This window comes from Photobacterium sp. GJ3 (genome assembly GCF_018199995.1).
GTDB lineage: Bacteria > Pseudomonadota > Gammaproteobacteria > Enterobacterales > Vibrionaceae > Photobacterium.
Map to the genome: position 1 here is coordinate 2,926,889 of NZ_CP073578.1, position 21,312 is coordinate 2,948,200.

The 21,312-nt window shown below is 53.2% G+C and carries 19 protein-coding genes and 1 pseudogene; 6 read left to right on the forward strand and 14 right to left on the reverse strand.

Going from position 1 to position 21,312, the window contains the following annotated elements; translation table 11 throughout:
* Positions 1 to 63 precede the first annotated feature (63 nt).
* Genes KDD30_RS13520 through yacG form a run of 4 tightly spaced genes read left to right on the forward strand, consistent with a single transcriptional unit; the run spans position 64 to position 2,555 of the window.
* Positions 64 to 948 carry an A24 family peptidase gene (locus tag KDD30_RS13520; RefSeq protein WP_211646313.1) on the forward strand — a complete coding sequence of 295 codons (885 nt, stop codon included), beginning with the start codon at positions 64 to 66 and terminating at the stop codon, positions 946 to 948.
* Positions 945 to 1,556, forward strand: a complete 612-nt coding sequence (gene coaE / locus KDD30_RS13525) for a dephospho-CoA kinase (RefSeq protein WP_211646314.1) — start codon at positions 945 to 947, stop codon at positions 1,554 to 1,556. Before KDD30_RS13520 ends, coaE begins: the two co-directional genes overlap by 4 nt.
* Before the next feature lie 38 nt (positions 1,557 to 1,594).
* The gene (zapD, locus tag KDD30_RS13530; RefSeq protein ID WP_211646315.1) at positions 1,595 to 2,347 is read left to right on the forward strand and encodes a cell division protein ZapD; all 753 of its coding nucleotides are present in this window, start codon (positions 1,595 to 1,597) and stop codon (positions 2,345 to 2,347) included.
* A gap of 4 nt (positions 2,348 to 2,351) precedes the next feature.
* A complete protein-coding gene (gene yacG, locus KDD30_RS13535) occupies positions 2,352 to 2,555 on the forward strand; it encodes a DNA gyrase inhibitor YacG (protein ID WP_211649975.1) in 204 nt (67 codons plus the stop codon).
* 81 nt (positions 2,556 to 2,636) lie between these two features.
* On the opposite strand, the gene mutT is transcribed toward yacG, so the two are convergent.
* Together mutT and secA are read right to left on the reverse strand one after the other, a co-directional pair.
* Positions 2,637 to 3,035 (reverse strand): 8-oxo-dGTP diphosphatase MutT, encoded by a 399-nt coding sequence (gene mutT / locus KDD30_RS13540; RefSeq protein WP_211646316.1) that lies wholly within the window; start codon positions 3,033 to 3,035, stop codon positions 2,637 to 2,639.
* A 115-nt stretch (positions 3,036 to 3,150) separates the two neighbouring features.
* Positions 3,151 to 5,868 carry a preprotein translocase subunit SecA gene (gene secA, locus KDD30_RS13545; RefSeq protein ID WP_211646317.1) on the reverse strand — a complete coding sequence of 906 codons (2,718 nt, stop codon included), beginning with the start codon at positions 5,866 to 5,868 and terminating at the stop codon, positions 3,151 to 3,153.
* A gap of 393 nt (positions 5,869 to 6,261) precedes the next feature.
* On the opposite strand from secA, the gene KDD30_RS24585 reads away from it, so the two are divergent.
* Positions 6,262 to 6,438: a hypothetical protein gene (locus tag KDD30_RS24585; RefSeq protein WP_249199144.1), complete on the forward strand. Its 177-nt coding sequence runs from the start codon at positions 6,262 to 6,264 to the stop codon at positions 6,436 to 6,438.
* 29 nt (positions 6,439 to 6,467) lie between these two features.
* A complete protein-coding gene (locus tag KDD30_RS24590) occupies positions 6,468 to 6,725 on the forward strand; it encodes a hypothetical protein (protein ID WP_249199145.1) in 258 nt (85 codons plus the stop codon).
* 23 nt (positions 6,726 to 6,748) lie between these two features.
* Here KDD30_RS24590 and KDD30_RS13555 read toward each other — a convergent pair whose 3' ends face one another.
* From KDD30_RS13555 to murE, 12 genes and pseudogenes are all read right to left on the reverse strand, one after another.
* Positions 6,749 to 7,486: a sulfotransferase gene (locus tag KDD30_RS13555; RefSeq protein WP_211646318.1), complete on the reverse strand. Its 738-nt coding sequence runs from the start codon at positions 7,484 to 7,486 to the stop codon at positions 6,749 to 6,751.
* Between the two features lie 96 nt (positions 7,487 to 7,582).
* The gene (gene lpxC, locus KDD30_RS13560) at positions 7,583 to 8,500 is read right to left on the reverse strand and encodes a UDP-3-O-acyl-N-acetylglucosamine deacetylase (RefSeq protein ID WP_211646319.1); all 918 of its coding nucleotides are present in this window, start codon (positions 8,498 to 8,500) and stop codon (positions 7,583 to 7,585) included.
* A 116-nt stretch (positions 8,501 to 8,616) separates the two neighbouring features.
* On the reverse strand, positions 8,617 to 9,807 hold the full coding sequence (gene ftsZ, locus KDD30_RS13565; protein ID WP_211646320.1) for a cell division protein FtsZ: 1,191 nt from the start codon (positions 9,805 to 9,807) through the stop codon (positions 8,617 to 8,619).
* A gap of 33 nt (positions 9,808 to 9,840) precedes the next feature.
* Positions 9,841 to 11,097, reverse strand: a complete 1,257-nt coding sequence (ftsA, locus tag KDD30_RS13570; protein WP_211646321.1) for a cell division protein FtsA — start codon at positions 11,095 to 11,097, stop codon at positions 9,841 to 9,843.
* 11 nt (positions 11,098 to 11,108) lie between these two features.
* A complete protein-coding gene (locus tag KDD30_RS13575; RefSeq protein ID WP_211646322.1) occupies positions 11,109 to 11,876 on the reverse strand; it encodes a cell division protein FtsQ/DivIB in 768 nt (255 codons plus the stop codon).
* 343 nt (positions 11,877 to 12,219) lie between these two features.
* A complete protein-coding gene (murC, locus tag KDD30_RS13580) occupies positions 12,220 to 13,677 on the reverse strand; it encodes a UDP-N-acetylmuramate--L-alanine ligase (protein WP_211646323.1) in 1,458 nt (485 codons plus the stop codon).
* Between the two features lie 17 nt (positions 13,678 to 13,694).
* Positions 13,695 to 14,759, reverse strand: a complete 1,065-nt coding sequence (gene murG / locus KDD30_RS13585) for an undecaprenyldiphospho-muramoylpentapeptide beta-N-acetylglucosaminyltransferase (protein WP_211649977.1) — start codon at positions 14,757 to 14,759, stop codon at positions 13,695 to 13,697.
* The gene (gene ftsW, locus KDD30_RS13590; RefSeq protein ID WP_211646324.1) at positions 14,746 to 15,954 is read right to left on the reverse strand and encodes a cell division protein FtsW; all 1,209 of its coding nucleotides are present in this window, start codon (positions 15,952 to 15,954) and stop codon (positions 14,746 to 14,748) included. The genes murG and ftsW overlap by 14 nt, the downstream gene beginning before the upstream one ends.
* On the reverse strand, positions 15,948 to 17,291 hold the full coding sequence (gene murD, locus KDD30_RS13595) for a UDP-N-acetylmuramoyl-L-alanine--D-glutamate ligase (RefSeq protein WP_211646325.1): 1,344 nt from the start codon (positions 17,289 to 17,291) through the stop codon (positions 15,948 to 15,950). Before murD ends, ftsW begins: the two co-directional genes overlap by 7 nt.
* Positions 17,292 to 18,374, reverse strand: coding sequence for a phospho-N-acetylmuramoyl-pentapeptide-transferase (mraY, locus tag KDD30_RS13600; RefSeq protein ID WP_211646326.1), 1,083 nt, complete (start codon positions 18,372 to 18,374; stop codon positions 17,292 to 17,294).
* A 2-nt stretch (positions 18,375 to 18,376) separates the two neighbouring features.
* Entirely contained in the window at positions 18,377 to 19,795 is a 1,419-nt protein-coding gene (gene murF / locus KDD30_RS13605) for a UDP-N-acetylmuramoyl-tripeptide--D-alanyl-D-alanine ligase (RefSeq protein WP_211646327.1), read from the reverse strand.
* Positions 19,792 to 21,308 (reverse strand): annotated as a pseudogene (gene murE / locus KDD30_RS13610) (UDP-N-acetylmuramoyl-L-alanyl-D-glutamate--2,6-diaminopimelate ligase). Before murE ends, murF begins: the two are co-directional and overlap by 4 nt.
* Between the last annotated feature and the right edge of the window lie 4 nt (positions 21,309 to 21,312).

The following is a 21,312-nucleotide window of genomic DNA, read 5'->3' on the forward strand; positions in this document are numbered from 1 at the left end:
AGCAACACAATCAGGCTAAAATAGCCTTTTATTGCGCAGACTTGACGGAAGATGAACTCACTCATGGCATTGCTGATCGATTATCCCTGGCTTTACCCGCTTGCTGCAGCCATTTTTGGCCTGATCATCGGCAGCTTTCTGAATGTGGTCATTCACCGCCTGCCCATGATGATGGAAAGGCAGTGGCGGGCAGATTGTGCCGACTGCTTTCCCGAGCATGGTCCGGTGCCGCCACAACAACCCCTGAATTTAAGTGTTCCGGCCTCACACTGCCCCCATTGCCAGCACCCAATCCGAGCCTGGGAAAACATTCCGGTGCTCAGCTGGATACTGCTGCGCGGCAAATGTAGTCACTGTCAGCAAAAGATCAGCGCCCGCTACCCTGCCATCGAGCTCCTCAGCAGCCTGGCCGCACTGACGGTTGCACTGGTACTTCCTTTTTCGGCATGGAGTCTGGCAGTGATCGCCGCCAGCTTCGCACTCATTGCCCTGACTTTTATCGATATTGATAAAATGCTGTTGCCAGATCAGCTCACGCTCCCACTGATGTGGGGCGGGTTGCTGCTGTCGCTGCTGGAAATCAGCCCGGTCAGTTTAGAGTCCGCGCTCATTGGTGCCATGGCGGGTTATCTGTGTTTATGGAGTCTGTACTGGGCCTTTAAACTCCTGACCGGAAAAGAAGGCATGGGCTATGGCGACTTCAAACTCTTAGCTGCGCTGGGAGCCTGGGCTGGCTGGCAATTGCTGCCTTTCATTGTGCTGCTGTCTTCCCTGCTTGGCGCCCTGTGTGGCATCATTTTACTGCGTCTGCAACACAATGAATCCAACGCGTCACAGACGCCGTTTTCTTTTGGCCCATATCTCGCGCTGGCTGGCTGGCTGGCCTTATTGTGGGGCACACCGGTCCTGCACTGGTATGTAGGCAGCTATTTAGGATATGCACAATGACTTTGGTAATCGGCCTGACGGGCGGGATCGGCAGCGGTAAAACAACGGTCGCCAATCTGTTTGCAGACTATGGCATTGATATTATTGATGCAGACATCATCGCCCGGGATGTGGTCGCGCCAGGCTCTGATGGCCTGCAAGCCATTGTGGACCGGCTCGGTCATGACATCCTGCTGACAGATGGCCAGTTGAACCGCAGTAAACTCAGAGAAGCGATTTTCAATGATCCTGAGCTGAAATCCTGGCTGGACGGGCTGTTGCATCCCATGATCCGCCAGCAAATGACCCGACAAATTCAACAGGCAAGTTCGCCTTATTGTCTGTTGGTTGTACCCTTAATGGTAGAAAACCGACTGCAGACCATGGCAGACCGGCTTTTGGTCGTTGATGTCAGTGAAACCGTCCAGATTGCCCGGACAACCGCCCGGGATCAGGTGGATGAAGCGCAGGTTCGCAAGATTCTGGCCGCTCAGGCCAGTCGGTCACAGCGACTGGCGGCCGCAGACGATGTCATTGATAACAACGGCGACAGCCATAGCCTTCGCGGTGATGTTGCCCGTCTGCATCAACACTACCTGCTGCTGAGCGAGCAAAACAGTCCGAAATGAAAGCGGAACTAAATCAGAGACGAATGACAGGGCACCCCATGCAGACAACCCGTTTTGAACACCCGTTAAACGAAAAAGTCCGTATTTACCTGCGACTGGAGTACCTGCTGCTTCAGATGAATCATGCCAGCGATTCCGAAGATCTCTGGCAGCACCAGATCTTTTTCCGGGCACTGTTCGATGTGCTGGATATTCTGGATCAGGTGCAGGTCAAAAGTGAACTGGCCAAAGATCTCGACAAGCAGCAGTTACAGATCAAGCAATGGCTGAACGTCGAAGGTGTGGATCAAACTGCGGTCTTGTCTCTGCTGGATCAGATTGGCTCCGTTCATCACCACCTGATCAGCGCACCGCGTCTGGGACAGGTGCTGCGGGAAGACCGCTTCCTGGCGGGCATCAAACAACGTTTTTCCCTGCCTGGCGGCAGCTGCTGTTTCGATTTGCCCAGTTTGCATCATTGGGTCCATCTGCCACTTGAACGCAAACATGCCGACATGGCCTATTGGTTTGATCAACTGCGCCCAATGGCTCAGGCGCTGCAACTCTGGTTGAGAGTCACCCGTGAATCCGGCCAGTACAGACCGCAAACAGCACGGAACGGCTTTTTTCAGCATGACGCTGAGAATGCCAGCCTGCTGCGGCTTCAGATTTGCCCGAGCTATGGGGTTTACCCTATGATATCCGGCCACCGCAGCCGGTTTGCCGTTCGGTTTCTGCCTTTTGATGAAGGACAGACCTCAGCCGCAACACCAGTTGCAGAATGCATCGATTTCACACTAGCAATTTGCTGAGGTTATTGTGTCGCAAGAAAGAACACCGACGATCGTCAAATGTCCAACCTGTCAGGCTGATGTCGTCTGGGGAGAAGTCAGTCCGTACAGGCCCTTCTGCTCAAAACGTTGCCAGCTGATTGATTTAGGTGAATGGGCTGCAGAAGAAAAGGCGATTCCGGGTGCACCGGATTTGTCTGATTCAGATGGCTGGTCTGAAGAAATGTAATCCCGCCAGACACTGTGACTGGCTTAGCCAATCACGCTGACAAGACGAATGGGAAAACGCCTGTCTTGTCAGCGTGCTCACTCAGCGAGCCAGTAATTTATCGATCACCGGATAGTTTGCTTCCGGAAAAGTAAACTCCCGCAGCGCTTCCAGTGCCACCCACTGACCGGGTTGACCTTCACGACCATAAGCTTCGCCATCAAAGGCTTTGATCAGGAAAAAGTCGAATTTCAACGCTTTTTCCGGATAGTCGTGTTCCAGCTCAATAAAATGTTCCAGCTCCGTGGCAACAATGCCCACTTCTTCGTTGAGTTCACGAATCACGGCTTGCTCTGCCGTTTCACCCAGTTCTACTTTACCGCCGGCAAATTCCCAGAAACCGCCTTTGTGCGCCGTTTCGGGACGACGGGTAATAAATACTTGATCCTGCTGGCTGTTGAGGATGATGCCAGCAGAGATCCAAACTCGTTTTTTATTCACGCTGCCTTTCCTGTTTTAACGCTCGATGACACCGATAAGCATGCGGCCTTTATTGTATCGACCCAGCTCAAAAAACAAAGGCCGCGATTGCGGCCTTTGTTAAGATCACAGACGATCAGCTGATACGACCGTGACACTGTTTATATTTCTTACCCGAGCCGCAAGGGCATGGCTCATTGCGGCCAACCTTGCGTTCACCGGACGTTTCGCTTTCACCGGCACCTGTGGTTTCAGCCACAGCGCTGGTTGCTTCCTGATGATTAAACTGCTGGCGACGGGCCATTTCTTCCGCCATCCGCTGACGCTCGGCTTCAACGCGATCCACTTCTTCCTGCTGCTGCACACGCACCTTGCTCAGAATCGAAATCACATCTGATTTCAGATTCTCCAGCATGCCCTGGAACAGTTCAAAAGATTCACGCTTATATTCCTGTTTCGGATTCTTCTGCGCATACCCACGCAGATGGATGCCCTGGCGCAGATGATCCATCGCAGCCAGATGCTCTTTCCACAGGGTATCGAGATTCTGCAGCATGACGGTTTTTTCAAAGTTGCGCAGTACTGGCGCACCGACGGCCGCTTCTTTGTCCTCATACACACGGACCGACTCAGCCACAATCCGCTCGCGCAGCGCTTCTTCATACAGTTTGTCGTCTTTTTCCAGCCAGTCCTGAATCGGCAGTTCCAGATCGAAATCGACTTTCAAACGCTCTTCCAGACCCGGGATATCCCACATCTCGTCCAGTGACTGAGGCGGAATATAGTCATCGATGACACTGTTCAGCACATCTTCACGGTTGTGGCTGATCATCTCGCTGATATCCTCAGCGTGCATCAGTTCATCGCGCAGCTCATACACCACTTTACGCTGGTCGTTCGCGACGTCATCGAACTCCAGCAACTGCTTCCGGATATCGAAGTTACGGCCTTCAACTTTACGCTGAGCATTTTCAATCGCTTTGGTCACCCATGGGTGCTCAATGGCTTCGCCTTCTTCCATACCCAGCTTCTTCATCATGGCGGATACACGGTCAGAGGCAAAAATACGCATCAGACCATCTTCCATCGACAGATAGAAACGGGAAGAACCTGCATCCCCCTGACGACCGGCACGGCCTCGCAACTGGTTATCGATCCGGCGGGATTCATGTCGCTCGGTACCAATAATATGCAGACCGCCAGATGCCAGCACGGCTTCATGGCGCGTTTTCCAGGCTGCTTTAATTTCAGCAACTTGTGCTTCGGTCGGCTCAGTCAGTGCTTCTACTTCGCTCTGCCAGCTGCCACCCAGCACAATATCCGTACCCCGGCCCGCCATGTTGGTTGCAATAGTGACTGCACCCGCATTACCGGCCTGGGCAATAATATCGGCTTCTTTTTCATGGAATTTCGCATTCAGAACCTGATGCGCAATACCGGCTTTTTTCAGCGCACGAGACAGCAGTTCAGATTTTTCAATGGACACTGTACCCACCAGCACAGGCTGACCATTCTCCACGCGAACTTTGATGTCCTCAATGATGGCGTCGAATTTCTCACGCTCAGTCATATAAACCAGATCACCCATGTCATCACGAATCATCGGTTTATTGGTGGGGACAACGACAGTTTCCAGACCATAGATAGACTGGAATTCGAACGCTTCCGTATCTGCTGTCCCTGTCATACCGGACAGTTTTTCATACAGACGGAAATAGTTCTGGAACGTGATTGATGCCAGCGTCTGGTTCTCGTTCTGGATCTTCACACCTTCTTTGGCTTCAACTGCCTGATGCAGACCTTCGGACCAGCGGCGACCCGGCATGGTACGGCCGGTATGCTCATCAACAATGATCACTTCATTGTCTTTCACGATGTAATCCACATCGCGTTCAAACAGCACATGGGCACGCAGGGCAGCGTTCACATGGTGCAGCAGAGAAATATTGGCAGGGGAATAGAGGGTATCATCTTCCTGCATCAGGCCGTGTCGCTTCAACAGCTCTTCAACAAATTCCTGGCCATTTTCATTTAAATGAACCTGCTTGGATTTTTCATCAACCGTATAGTGGCCCTCGCCACGGTATTCTTCGCTGTCTTCTTTCTCTTCCCGCACCAGCTCAGGGATCAGCGTGTTGATCTTGGCATAGAGTTCAGAACTGTCTTCCGCTGGACCTGAGATGATCAGCGGCGTACGGGCTTCATCAATCAGGATGGAGTCAACTTCATCCACCACCGCGAAGAAACGTTCACGCTGAACACGATCTTCTGGACGGAACGCCATATTATCGCGCAGATAATCAAAGCCAAATTCATTGTTCGTGCCATAAAGAATATCGCAGGCATAAGCCTCTTTCTTCATTTGAGGTGGCATCTGGGACAAATTGACCCCAACGGTCATGCCCAAAAATTCAAATAAAGCACGGTTGGTTTCCGCATCCCGCTTTGCCAGATAGTCATTGACGGTAACAATGTGAACCCCTTTACCAGTCAGTGCATTCAGATAAGCAGGCAAGGTCGCTGTCAGGGTTTTACCTTCACCCGTCCGCATTTCAGCAATCTGGCAGTTGTTCAGAACCATACCACCGACCAGCTGCACGTCGAAGTGGCGCATGCCAAAGACCCGCTTTGAGGCCTCACGAACGGTTGCAAAGGCTTCCGGCAGGATGTGATCCAGCGTTTCACCCTGGTCCAGTCGTTGACGGAATTCTACCGTCTTAGCCTTCAGTTCTTCATCCTGCAGGCTTTCAAATTCAGGTTCTAGCTTGTTGATCTGATCAACAATTTTACGCAAACGTCGAATGGTCCGGTCGTTGCGGCTGCCGATAACTTTAGTCAGTAGTTTTGATAACATGGCGATGCCGTTTTACTCTTTGTGATATCAGATCTCAGCGCAGGCTGAGTATTCAATAAATTGCCATCATCACGAAGCAGTCCCTGCTCCGCATACCTTTGCCGCAGTCAAACGGCAGTGAGGATGAAAACAAATGTCAGTGATGGAGATATTGTGTTTCCCCTGCTAAATTTCAAGGGCAATCAGGGCACAATAACATGCTTTGTGCGCTGGAGCCATTCAGCAAGACTTTTGCAAACCTTGCTCAGTTTGGGCAATTGAATTTGATATAATAAAGAAATCCACGCCTTACCGCTTGGAATCATGGCAGAAACATTGCCACCGAATACAAAAACTTAGATCTCACTCCGCAGAGTGCGTTCTGAGTTTGACTGCCAACCTGACGACTCTGTGATGTTGAATATGAGAGATCACCGCCCGCAAACCACCGCCAGTTTACTGGATGATGAAACCGCGCTGGGGAATATCCAGCAACGCGCGATTGCCCTGCATCAGCTCAACAGTAAAGTACAGGCGTGTCTTCAGTGCGCCCAGGCATGCCGGGTCAGCAACTATCGTCAGGGGTGTTGATCATTGAAGTTGCTTCAGCAGCCTGGTCGATGCGACTCAACTATGAGCGTAATCAACTGATGAAACAATTACGCGAACAGATGCTGCCACAATTACAGGACCTGAAAGTCACCATCAATCCATCACTGGCTGCCGAACCTTCCAAAACCAGTCAAACACCAGTCCTGAAACGAAAGCCGATTTCCGACAAAGCCGCAGCGGCGTTATTGGAAACGGCCCAGGATGCACCGGCAAAAATTAAAGCCCGCTTAGAACGCATTGCAGCCTTATCCAAAAAGCCCCAGTGAGCTCGCCTCAGGCTTACTCTCAATCAGTAGGCCTGACGTCCGTTTCTCATCCGGTAATTCTTCAGGTAGATTGCAAAAGCTTCCAGCTTATCTTTGAACCCTTTCGATTTTTCATACAAAGGCTTGTGATAAACCGCCTTCAGATCATCCATCGACAACGAAATTCCCAAGAAGGCATTCAATTGATTCAGGGTCGCTTCCGGCCTGAGTTGTAAGTCTTCAAACTGAAATTCAAGAAAGTCTTGCTGGTGCGTTTGCAGGAAGTGCCGGAGCGTACTTGTCACCCCTTGATTGTACTGACGGGTAAAATGCCGGCTCTGAATATGACGCCTTTGATTAGAGGTGATCCAGGACTGCTCATCGTCACGCGTCAAAATAATGAAAGCAGTATTATCCAGATCGAGTAATTTTGCCCAGATGCGGATCGTTAAAGTCAGTCGCGGATCTTTCCAGATCCAGGGTTGATGCTGATTGAGGTGTTCGATGAAGGATTGGTATTGCTGGAGGTCTAGCGATGATGCCCGGTCAGCAAGCTCTGACACTAAGGCCTCGGAGATCAGGTCGTGGTCTCTGTCTCCCTGATAGCCCATCTCGTTGATAAGCTGTTTATTTAACGTGACCAGTTCAGTGTTTTCAAAAGTATCGTAATCAACTTTTTCAACTGTACTGTCTCCGGGCCAATAGCCAGCTCGGGCAATCAACGCAGTGAAGGCGGAACTTCCCGTCCATCCGTGCGTGAGAATAATCACGTTTTTTTTCATTTTTCTGCTCACTAAACCGACTCTTTTATCGCAAGTATAGTGGCAAATTTGTCACATCGTTGCTTTCATCGGCAGCGAGCAGAAAACGAAAATCAGTTAAGCGAGCACCATGCCTGGCTGAGCAAATGTGACAGGCACATCCGCTTCGTCCTGGAAGGTTGACCATTCGTAGGCTTCCTGATCAGCCAGAACCGCACGCAACAATTTATTGTTCAGGGCGTGGCCCGACTTGTAAGCCACCATCTCGCCAATGATGTTGTGACCACACATATAAAGGTCGCCAATCGCGTCCAGTACTTTGTGAGTCACCAGTTCATTGTCGAAACGCAGGCCATCATCGTTCAGAATACGGTAATCATCCAGAACAATAGCGTTGTCGAAACTACCGCCCAGACACAGGTTTTGCGACTGGAGGTATTCGATGTCACGCATGAAACCGAAAGTCCGCGCACGGCTGATATCTTTCACAAACGACTGGCTGGAAAAATCCAGCACCAGGCGTTGCTGGTCAGAGTCAATTGCCGGATGGTTGAATTCGATCGCGAAGTCCAGACGGAAACCGTTGTAAGGTCTCAGTTCAGCCCACTTGTCGCCATCTTCAACACGAACCGTTTTCTTCAAACGCAGAAAGCGCTTTGGCGTATTCAGTGTTTCAATTCCGGCGGATTGCAACAGATAAATGAATGGGCTGGCGCTGCCGTCCATAATTGGAATTTCAGGCGCATCCACTTCCACAATCACGTTATCAATCCCCATGCCCGCCAGTGCGGCATTGAGGTGCTCAACCGTTGAGATCCGTACGCCCTGATCATTCACCAGTGCGGTGCACAACATTGTATCGCGTACTGAATCGGCATTGGCCGGAAAATCTACCGGCGGGTTTAAATCCGTACGACGATAGATTACACCAGTATTTGCTGCGGCTGGGCGCAGAATAAGCGTCACTTTACGGCCCGAGTGAAGACCCACTCCGGTCGTTTGAACGATGCTTTTTAGTGTACGTTGTCTGATCATCTGCTTACTCGTCTCAACTGACTGATGACTATATATCGACCACCGAAAAATAAACTTTAATGGCAGCCAAGCGGTCATCTTACCACCAATCGTGACCTAACCCAAACTTTTTGAAATCAGTCGGCCTGCTTGCGCAAAAACGCCGGAATATCCAAATAGTCATGATCGGCCTGCTGCTTTGGCTTGGCTGCCGTGGCTGCTGCGCCTGACTGAACCGCTTTCTCAGCCGCTGGCTGAGTCGTCTGAGGCTTGATCGTTTCTTCTGGCTGCTGCGCTGCTTGCTGAACCACTGGCTTTTCCTGTGCCGCAGGTTTGGCTGAATTCGTCACCAGCGTGATATCCGGCTTAGATTCTTTACCAATGCCTGTGGCAACAACCGTCACACGCAGTTCATCGCTCATCTCTGGATCCAGAGATGTACCAATCACAACCGTCGCGTTATCCGATGCGAACGCCTTCACTGTGTTACCCACAGTTTCAAACTCATCCAGACGCATATCCAGACCCGCTGTAATGTTCACCAGAACACCACGAGCACCCGCCAGATCGATATCTTCCAGCAGTGGGCTTGAAATTGCCATTTCGGCTGCTTCTTCCGCACGATCTTCGCCCGTTGCAACACCGCTTCCCATCATGGCATGACCCATTTCGGACATGACAGTACGCACGTCTGCAAAGTCGACGTTGATCATGCCCGGACGGGTGATCAGCTCGGCAATGCCCTGAACGGCATTTTTCAGCACGTCATTGGCTTTCGCAAAGGCATCCAGCAACGTAATCCCGCGTCCCAGCACTTTCAGCAGTTTCTCGTTCGGGATCGTGATCAGGGAGTCCACGTGCTTGGACAGCTCTTCGATGCCCTGCTCCGCAAACGCCATGCGCTTTTTCCCTTCGAAGCTGAAAGGTTTGGTGACCACAGCAACGGTCAAAATACCCAGCTCTTTCGCAACTTCAGCAATAATCGGCGCTGCACCTGTACCGGTACCGCCGCCCATGCCTGCTGCAATGAAGACCATATCTGAACCGTCCAGCGCTTCGCGGATCGCTTCACGATCTTCCAGGGCTGAATCCCGGCCTACCTGTGGGTTTGCGCCTGCGCCCAAACCTTTTGTGATGTCACCGCCAATCTGAATCACTGTGCCGACGTTGCTTTTACGCAGCGCTTGGGCATCAGTATTTACGCTGATGAAGTGTACGCCTTCAATTGACTCACGAACCATGTGATCAACAGCGTTACCACCGCCACCGCCAACGCCAATGACTTTAATTACCGCTTCATCAGACAATTCCATCATCGGTTCAAACATGTGTTCTCTCCGTTTTTCCTGTTCGCATCAGGTTTAAAATTCTTTTCTTAGCCAACCACTAATTTTAGTGAACAGACCTGTCACGGAACGTTTGGGTTCCAGTTCACTATCTTCAAATGTCTGACTGTCCTTTCCGTATTGCAGCAATCCTACTGCAGTTGCGTAATGCGGGGCCTGGACATAATCCGTTAAGCCACTTAGTCCGAGAGGTCGGCCTAAACGCACCTGATTGCGGAATACCCGCTCAGCGCACTCAACCAGCCCTTCCATCTGGGAGGCACCACCGGTTAAAACAATCCCGGCAGCGAGCTGGTGTTTGACACCCGAATTACGCAGTTGTTCTTGTATTTCCACCAACTTTTGATTCACCAAACCCAGCAACTCGCTGTATCGCGGTTCAATGACTTCCGCAAGGGTCTGGCTTTGCAGGCTGCGCGACGGTCGTCCACCTACACTGGGCACATCAACTTTCGCATCTTTGCTGACCAATTCACTCAGCGCACAGCCATATTTTACTTTGATTTCCTCAGCATCACCGGGTGGTGTGCCAAAGGCATAAGCGATGTCACTGGTCACCACGTTGCCTGCGTAAGGAATCACTTCCGCATGACGCAGTGCGCCCCCGGTCCAGACGGCAAGATCCATGGTGCCACCGCCGATATCCACGACACAGACACCCAGTTCACGCTCATCTGCAGTCAGGACGGCGTAGCTTGCTGCCAGGCCGGAGAAAATCAGCTGATCCACTTTCAGACCACAGCGTTCCACGGCTTTCACAATGTTTCGCGCCATATCATTGTGGCAAGTGATCATGTGCACGCTGGCTTCCATCCGCACGCCGGACAATCCTACCGGGTTTTTAATCCCTTCCTGATAGTCAATGGCGAACTCTTGCGGTATGACATGCAAGGTGCGGTGCTCGTCGCTGATTTTCACCGACTTGGCGGTATGGATGACATTATCAACATCATCCTGTGTGACTTCTTTGTCAGAAATAGGCACCATGCCTTTTTCTGTCTGACAGCGAATATGTTTACCAGATAAGGACAGATATACAGAAGCAATCTGACAATCGGCCATCAATTCTGCTTGGTCAACCGCCCGCTGTACAGATTTGACGACAGATTCCAAATCATTGACGCCACCTTTGTCCATGCCTTTAGACGGGCTGCTGCCCACACCAATGACATTCACCTGGCCGTCCGGCAATGCCTCGCCTACCAAAGCACACACTTTGGAAGTGCCGATATCAAGGCCAACGATGAGTTTTTTATCTGTTGCCTTCGTCATTAGCGCACGCTCTATTCCTGAACTACATCTTCGTTATTTTGTTGCCAACCTACGGCGACACCCGTGTCGTATCGCAGATCAACATAATCAATTGCTTTGCCCTGCTGTTCTAATTCCGGGTAAAGCCATAAAAAACGCTGAATTCGCTCCAATCGAGCTTCTCTGCCCAATTCCAGCCGAATGCCATTGCTGAGCCAGATTCGCCAGGAGCGTCTTTCATTGAGTGACAGCCTAACAATTTCAAATCCGCCACGCTGTAACTCCGGTTGCATTTCGCGCCAGGTCTGAAGCATTTCTGCACTGCTGCCGTCAGGTCCTTCCAGAGTCACCATCGGTTCGCCTGCAACATCCGTGGCCGGTGCAAGAAAAACTTTGCCCTGCTGATTCACCAGAAATTCATCATTCCAGATGGCTGCCGGTTCATGCTCAACCAAATACACCTTCACGGTATCCGGCCATTGCTTGCGAACCGAGGCTCGGTTCACCCAGGGTAAAGATTCCAGCGCCTGCTGAAGGTCATCCACATCCTGCAGCATAAAGCTGCCCAGCGATCCCATTTCCAGAATGCCCTGCCGAACCTGATCTGTAGTCAGGTGGTGCAGCTCTCCCTGAATCACCAACTGAGACAATGGCAGACGGTTGGCGTCTGTCATCCAGTGGATCACCGCCATCAGCAACCAGATAATGCCGGCAATGACACAAACGAGAAAACTCAGACCACGCCATTGGGACAACGGACCGGAAACCAAGTTGTGCTGTTTCAGGGTTGCCTCAGTCATGGTTTACCACTTCATTTCCTGAATCATCTCAGTCTGCCGTTATTTTGATCACCAGACAAGCGAAGTGAAGACTTACCTGTCATAAAATTTCACCAAAAACCGGATACGGCAGCAAAGTTGGCCGATTATACCGACCAACGCGATGCTCTCCAACCATTGTCCGCAATTTCCTGAATCTTATCTTGATGTATCAGGAATCAGCGTCAGACCTCACTCGGACAGCCACACGGCCTGCATCAACGATTGAAGGAATTTTCCTCTTTTTCTCAAAGCTTAGTGAAAAAGCCAAAGAAAGTGACACAAAATAATCCAGATTTTAGCGTCACGATACCTTTGAAGCACATTATTTCTTCATTTCCTTCACGTTCAGGGCCAGTGCTGCCAGCTGACGTGCAATTTTACCAACGTCACCAGCACCTTGCGTCAGCACCAGGTCATTATCCTGAATGACATTCGCTAACACACCCGGCAGCGCCGCTGTATTGGGCACAAAAATCGGATCCAACTGGCCTCGGCCACGAATCGTCCGGCACAAGGCTCGGCCATCCGCACCTGGAATCGGCGTTTCACCTGCGCTGTACACATCCAGCATCAGCAGAACATCCACCTGCTCCAGCACATTGGCAAAGTCATCATACAAATCCCGGGTCCGGGTGTAACGATGCGGCTGGAAAATCATGACCAGACGTTTCTCCGGCCATCCGGCACGCGCGGCCTGAATTGTGACATCCACTTCGCTTGGGTGATGACCATAGTCGTCCACCAGCATGACCTGGCCATTGCCTGTATCGAATTCACCCAACTGGTCAAAACGACGGCCTGTGCCCTCAAATTCGACCAGTGCACGCTGGATTGCAGCGTCGTCTACGCCTTCTTCGGTCGCAACCGCAACTGCGGCCGCGGCATTCAGGGCATTGTGACGACCCGGAATATTCAGGGTTACAGACAGCGCGGGCTTTCCTTTGCGTAAAATCGAGAAATGACCTTGTTGTCCCTGCTGGCGGTAATCCGTCAGGCGGACATCCGCATCTTCCGAGAAACCATAAGTGATCACCTGACGGCCCACACGAGGCAGCAGTTCGCGGACAACCGGATCGTCAATACACATCACAGCCAGGCCGTAGAAGGGCAGATTATGCAGGAAGTCAATAAAGGTCTGTTTGAGGTTTTCGAAATCACCGCCATAGGTATCCATATGATCGGCTTCGATGTTCGTCACCACGCACACCATGGGTTGCAAGTGAATGAAAGAGGCATCACTTTCATCCGCTTCAGCAATCAGATAACGGCTCGAACCCAGACGGGCATTGGTCCCGGCACTCTTGACCAGACCACCGTTCACAAAGGTTGGATCCAGCCCGGCTTCCGAATAGATTTGTGTCGTCAGTGCAGTGGTGGTGGTTTTACCGTGCGTTCCGGCAATCGCAATCCCATGGCGATAGCGCATCAGCTCTGCCAGCATTTCTGCACGGCGAACCACTGGGATCCGAAGGGCGCGTGCGGCTTTCAGCTCCGGGTTGTCTGCTGAAATCGCGGTGGAAACCACCACAACACTGGCCCCTTCCACATTGCTCTCGGCATGTCCGAAAAACAGTTCAGCCCCCCGCTCAGACAGACGCTCTGTCACCGAGTTTGGGGTAATGTCTGAACCGCTGATACGGTAGCCTTCGTTCAGCAGCACTTCAGCAATGCCGCTCATCCCGGCTCCGCCGATTCCAACAAAGTGAATTCGCTCAACCCGACGCATTTCTGGCACCATGGTTCTGATTTTAGCAATTTGCTGGTTATCCGGTTTACTCATCACTTGGTTCTCTATATTTATTTCTTTGCCTGCGCCTTGATGACATCCGCAACGCGAACATCGGCATCAAGAATCGCAGCCTGTCTCGCAGCCTCGGCCATGTTCAGCAAAGCCGGACGATCCAATGTGGCAATCAGTTGGGCCAGTTTTTCTGCGGTCAGATCCGGCTGTTCAATCATGTGTGCCGCACCACAGGCGACCAGATGATCGGCATTCAGGGCCTGCTGGCGATCTTTGTGCATAAATGGCACAAACACAGCGCCCACCCCGGCGGCTGATAACTCAGACACCGTCAGGGCGCCAGAGCGGCACACCACCAGATCAGCCCAGTCATAGGCGGCAGCCACATCATCAATAAATTCAGTGACCTTGTACTGTACCGCGCCCGCGTCACGGTACGCTTGTTCGGTACTGTCCTGATTGCCTTTACCAGCCTGATGCCAGAGTTCAACCTGAACCCCCAATGTTGCTGCGGCCACCGGCACGATCTGATTCAGAATCCGCGCGCCCTGACTGCCACCCATAACCAGAATTCGCACCGGTCCTGTCCTTTCGGCCAGCCTGGTTTCTGGTGCTGCAATTTCGGTGACATCCCGGCGCACCGGATTCCCGACCACAGGTGTCTCAGGAAAAGCGCCGGGAAACGCCTGCAATACACTGGCCGCAATTCGCGACAACCAGCGGTTGGTTAAGCCGGCAACAGCATTCTGCTCATGCAGGATCACCGGAATCCCACTCAGCCAGGCAGCGACACCACCCGGTCCGCTGACATATCCGCCCATCCCCAGCACCGCGTCGGGTTGCCAGGCTTTGATGTAACGACGTGCCTGCCTGATGGCACCCAGGATCTGAAATGGCGCCGCCAACAGGTTTTTCAGTCCCTGCCCGCGCAAGCCTTTCACTTGAATAAAATCAATCTCAATGCCATGTTTCGGAACGAGCTCGGCTTCCATCCGATCGGCTGTCCCCAGCCAGCGGATTTCCCAGCCTTCCTGTTGTAACTGACGGGCAACCGCCAGTGCCGGAAAGACGTGGCCGCCTGTCCCGCCTGCCATCACCAGCAGACGCTTATTTTTCTTCACTGTCATTTTGTTCACTTGATTGCGCGTGTCCGAACCGCGCCTCGTGGCGCTGCTCGTGATCAATACGCAGCAGTATGGCCACTGCTGTCGACATCATGAATAAACTGGAGCCACCGTAGCTGATCAGCGGCAGGGTCAGACCTTTGGTCGGCACCATGCCCGCAGCCGCACCGACGTTCACCAGTGTCTGAAAGGCAAACCAGAAGCCAATGCCAAAGGCCAGAAACCCGCCAAACAGCTGTCCGGACTGCAAGCTTTTCCGGCCAATCAGCAAGGCTTTGAACACCAGACCAAAGATCAGCAGCAACACCACTGACACCCCGACCAGTCCAAATTCTTCCGCCAGCACGGCAAAAACAAAGTCCGTATGTGCTTCCGGTAAGTACTCCAGTTTCTGAATAGAATTCCCAAGTCCCTGACCGAACCAATCACCACGGCCAAACGCCATCAGCGACTGCGTCAGCTGATACCCGCTGCCAAACGGATCTTCCCAGGGATCCATGAAGGCCGTGATCCGTCGCATCCGGTAAGGCTCAAACACGATCAGCATCACGATCCCGGACAGTGCCATCGCCATCATCGCCAGAAACTGCCACAGCTTTGCCCCGGCGATAAACAACATGCCCACGGTGGTCACAAACATCACGACAAAGGAGCCCAGATCGGGCTGCATCAGAAGTAATGCCGCCATGAGCGCCAGCACCGCCAGCGGTTTGATGAAGCCATAGAAACTTTGCCGGACCTGATGATACTGCCGCACCAGATAACCGGACAGGAAGATGAAGAGCGACAGCTTGGCGACTTCCGCAGGCTGCAGGTTAAAGATCCCCAGCGGAATCCAGCGAACCGCACCGTTCACCGAACGTCCCAGCACCAGCACAATCACCAGCAAGGCCAGCGATGTAAACAGCATTGGCACACTGAGCTGACGCCAGCGGTCCAAAGGCACCTGCACCATAAATGCAGCGAGCACGAGGGAGCACAGCAGGAAAAAACCATGTCGCAGTGCAAAGTAAAACGGCATGTCCGTCAGCCGGGTTGCCACGGGCACAGAAGCCGAACTGACGACCACCAGTCCGGTCACCATCAGCGCCAGACTGATCCACACCAGTTGCCGGTCATACTGACAGGGTGGCGCGGGCCGGCTGAACCACTGACTGATTTCGAACAGGGCATCTTTGAGCCCACTCAGCATGAGTGCGCTCCCTGTACCTGATCCTGCAGGCTGTGGGCCAGTGCCACAAAGGCATCCCCACGTGCCATGAAATTCGGATACTGATCCAGACTGGCGCAAGCCGGTGACAACAAAATCATATCGCCGGCCTGCGCTTCGGCAGCCGCCATCGCCATCGCCTGATCCATCGTCTCGACCACCACAGGGTTGCTGGTCAGAGACACAAACCGATGACCATCCCGGCCAAAGCAGTACAGCTGAACATTCAAGGGTTCAAGCACAGATTTCAGTGGCGAAAAATCGGCACCTTTGCCATCCCCGCCCACCAGCAGGTGCAATTTACCGGGGATCGACAAACCGTCCAGTGCCGCCAGAGTACTGGCCAGATTGGTCGCTTTTGAATCATTCACCCAGTCAACCCCGTGTGCCTGAACCACACGCTGGCAGCGATGGGGCAATCCGGTATAACGGCGAAGGGCCCGACAGGAGGCAGCGCGATCAATTCCCGCAGCATCGGCCAGCGCCAGTGCTGCCAGGCTGTTGGCAACATTATGACGGCCAACCAGAGCCAGCTCGCGACTTGGCATCACAGGCTCGCTGTTGACCGCCAGATACTCTTGACCCTGAACCTGAATCAGACCGTAGTCTTTCTCGTCAAAACCGAAGCTGGTCTGCTGGCCTGAAAATGCTGTCGGCCATGTCGCGGCATCATCGCGGTTACTGATCGCAACACGGGCATGCTGAAAGATGCGCTGCTTCGCCAGTCCGTAATCGTTCAGGCTGTCGTAACGATCCATATGATCTTCTGACAGATTCAGATAAGCCGCTGCGGCCAGTTGCAGGGAGGACGTGGTTTCCAGCTGAAAGCTGGAGAGTTCCAGCACATACAACCCATTGCCCTGAGACAGCATATTCAGCGCTGCCAGACCAATGTTGCCGCCAACGCCGACCTGTATGCCAGCTTCCGCCGCCATTTCCCCCACCAGACTGGTGACGGTGCTTTTTCCGTTGGAGCCGGTAATGGCGACGACCGGCTGGTCTGCCGCCCAGGCAAAGAGTTCGATATCACCGACAATCGGGATGCCTGCCGCTGCCGCCGCTTGCATCTGCGGGGTACTGAGTGCAATCCCCGGATTGGCAACAATCAGATCCGCCGTCAGCAACCAGTCCATCTGCCATTCACCGGCACACAGCGCCACATCATGCGGCAGTTCATTCTGGCCCGGCGGATTGGTGCGGGTGTCAATGACTCGGATCTGAGGCGCTGCTGGCTGTCGCTTGAGATAATTCACCACCGACAGCCCGGTCACGCCCAGACCAACGACAACGATATTGCCTGCCTGCTCCAAGCGATTCATTTAGCGTACCTTCAGTGTTGCCAGCGCAAACAGCACCAGCATCAGTGTAATAATCCAGAAGCGGACGATCACGCGTGGCTCCGGCCAGCCTTTCAGTTCATAGTGGTGGTGAATCGGTGCCATCCGGAAGATGCGCTGACCGCGCAGCTTATAAGAGCCGACCTGAAGAATCACAGACACGGTTTCCATCACAAATACACCGCCCATGATGACCAGCAGTAATTCCTGACGGACCAGCACCGCAATGGTTCCCAGAGCGCCGCCCAATGCCAGTGAGCCGACATCGCCCATGAAAACCTGTGCCGGGTAGGTATTGAACCACAAAAAGCCCAGTCCTGCGCCGACAATCGCCGCACAGACGACCACCAGTTCACTGGCGTTGCTGATATAAGGAATGTGCAGATAGCTGGCAAAATTAACGTTGCCGGTTGCCCAGGCAATAAAGGCCATGCCAGCCGCGACCATGACGGTTGGCATAATGGCTAAGCCATCCAGACCATCGGTCAGGTTCACCGCATTACTGGTGCCAACGATGACAAAATAAGTCAGTGCAATATACAGCAGCCCCAACTGCGGCATCACTTCTTTGAAAAACGGCACGACCAGCTGAGTCGCAGCGGTATCTTTGCCATGTGCATACAGCGCAAACGCAACAACCAGCGCAATGACCGACTGCCAGAAGTACTTCCAGCGAGCAATCAGACCATCGGTATTTTTCCGGACAACTTTGCGGTAATCGTCAACGAAGCCTACCGCGCCGTAGCCCAGCATGACCGTCAGCACCGCCCAGACATAAGGGTTTGTCAGATCAGACCACAGCAGTACTGTGAAGGTGATGGCCGCCAGGATCATGACCCCACCCATGGTTGGGGTGCCCCGTTTGCTGAAGTGTGACTCCGGCCCGTCATGGCGAACCACCTGGCCAATCTGCATCATTTGCAGGCGGGCAATCAAGCGTGGTCCCATCCACAGTGAAAGAATCAGAGCCGTCAGCACACTGATAATGGCGCGGAACGTCAGGTATTCAAACAAACGGAAAAAAGGAAAAGTCGACTCAAGTAAGTCTGCTAACCAAAAAATCATTCTTATAAGTCCTGCAGTGTTGCAATCACGTCTTCCATCCGGGCACTGCGTGCCCCTTTTGCTAACACTGTTATCTCTTGTTGTTGTTGAGGATCCTTCGCGGATTCCTGATGAAAATGCTGCTGTACCAGAGTTTTCAGTGTGTCCAGCAAAGCCTGCTTGTCGCTGAAGTGCTGGCCCTGATTGATTTCACTGACAATGGCACTGTCCCTGCCAAAGGTCATCACACGATCAAGCTGTTTGTCTCGGGCGTAGTCTGCAATCTCACGGTGCATTTGATCACTTTCATGCCCCATTTCCGCCATATCACCAAAGACCAGCCAGCGCTGTCCCTCAAAGTCGGCGAGCAAATCAATCGCTGCTTTCACCGACGCGACGCTGGCATTGTAGGTATCATCGATCAAACGCAATCCCGGCTTTGGCGCCAGAATCAAGGTACGGCCTTTGACCGCGGCGACCTGTGCCAAACCTGCCTTCACCTGCGCAAGCGTTGCCCCCATCGCAAGTGCCAGCGCTGCTGCTGCCAGAGCATTCGCCACATTGTGACGACCGGCCAGCGGCAGCGAAATACTGACATCGCCGTCAGGGGTATGCATTGTAAAACAAGGACAGCCCTGAGGGTTAACGCTAATCCCGCTCGCTGAGAGCTCTGCGACAGAATTCGGCACCGACTGGGCTTCAGGATTTGCGCTGAAGGTCACCAGTTGCTGATTGGCCAAAGACGGCTGCCAGCGCTCCAGCGCGTGGGAATCGAGATTCACGACCGCCGTACTGCCGGGAGCCAGGCCTTCAAAAATTTCACCTTTCGCCCGAGCCACACCGGCCATCGAACCAAAGCCTTCCAGGTGCGACGCTGCCAGATTATTGACGAGCGCCGCATCCGGCTGCACCAGCGCCGTCGTGTATGCGATTTCTTTTTCGTGATTTGCCCCAAGCTCAATCACGGCAAAGTCATGTTCAGGCGTCAGGCGCAGCAACGTCAGCGGGGCGCCAATGTCATTGTTGAAATTCCCTGCTGTCGCCAGCACGTTCCCGCACAGGCTCAGAATCGATGCCACCATTTCCTTGACGGTTGTCTTGCCGCAGCTTCCCGTCAGGGCTACAGTCTTCAGGCCATGCTCCCGGGTCATTTTCGCTTTGAGCCATGCGCCCAGCTGACCCAGCGCCAGCCGGGTATCGTCAACCAGTAACTGAGGTAAATCGGTTTCAAGCTCCCGGCTGACCAGTATAGCTGCCGCACCACTTGATTGTGCCTGTGCGGCAAAATCATGGGCATCGAAACGCTCACCCTTCAGGGCAATAAATAAGGTACCCGGCTCAATCGTCCGGGTATCTGTGGAAACCATGTCGATACTGACGCTCTGGCCAATGAGCCGGGCATTCAGCGCCTGCGCCAGTTCGTTCAGTGTCACTTGTATCATTGTTGACTCTCCAACAAAGCCTTGACGGTTTCACGATCAGAGTAATGGATCGTTTTCCCCGCCAGAATCTGATAATCCTCGTGTCCTTTACCGGCCACCAGAACGATGTCTTTCACACTTGCCTGAGTCAGAGCCTGACGACAGGCTTCGGCTCTGTCATGAATCACCTGAGCACGCTCCGGATGAGTCAGACCGGCCAGCATATCAGCCACAATCTGATCCGGTGATTCGCTGCGCGGGTTGTCATCCGTCAGAATCACATGGTCCGCCTGCTGTTCAGCAATCGCTGCCATCATCGGACGTTTACCGCGATCCCGCTCGCCGCCGCACCCGACCAGACACCACAGCTCACCTTCACAGTGCTGACGCAAAGCGGCCAGCGCTTTCTCCAGTGCGTCCGGGGTGTGAGCATAATCAACCACCATCATAGGTTTGTCAGCGGCCTGAAAAACTTCCATCCGGCCAATCACCGCCTGCAGTTTCGGCGCGGATTCGATTAATGCATCCAGCGGATAACCCAGTGACAACAAAGTCGCCAGCGACAACAGCAAATTGGACACATTGAACGCCCCCACCAAGGGTGCAGTCAGCTCACCTGCCCCCAGCTGGAATCAAACGCTGCCGTGACACCTTGCGTGGTGTACTGCACCGAAGTCAGCCAGAGTTTCGGACCAGAATGCGCCGACAAGGACTGCTGATCAGTCGCCACAGCCACAGCACCGGGAAGCTCACTCAGCCACACTCGGCCCACGGCATCATCGGCATTGATGACAGCAACCCCCGCCTGATGTTCCGTAAACAAACTCTGCTTCGCAGCGGCATAGCTTGCCATGTCCCCGTGATAATCCAGATGATCCCGGCTCAGGTTGGTAAAAATACTCGCCGCAAACCGCAGCGCTTTCACCCGCCCCTGCACCAGACCATGCGAAGAGACTTCCATTGCCGCAAAGTCGGCGCGCTGGCGAACCAGTTCGGCCAGCGTTCGCTGGATATCAATTGCGCTGCCTGTGGTATTCACAGCCGGCTTGAGATCAGCCAGTAAGCCATTTCCCGTCGTTCCCATCACACCGGCAGTACGTCCCAGTAATTCGGCCCATTGTGCCAGTAACTGACTGACAGTCGTTTTACCGTTGGTGCCCGTCACGGCCACCAGTTGCAACGCCTGATCCGGTTGCGCATACGCCATGCCAGCCAACGCAGAAAGCCGCGCAGGCAACTGAGTCAGCGCCACCACGGGAATCCCGTTCTGAAATTCAGTCTGACCGTCTGTTTGGCCCGCTTCCGCTTCTGCCAGCACGACAGAAGCACCCGCAGCAATCGCAGCCGCAATATACTGGCGACCATCCACTGCATGGCCCTTAATTGCCACAAAGAGACTGCCCGGAGAGACCATCCGGCTATCCAGTGTCAGTTCAGTCACCTGGATATCAGCGACTTGCGGCGTGAGCGTCTCGGCATCCAGCCAGGGAGATAAAAGCGTCCCGAAAGAGAGTGAAACATCAGGTTCCGGCATCAGA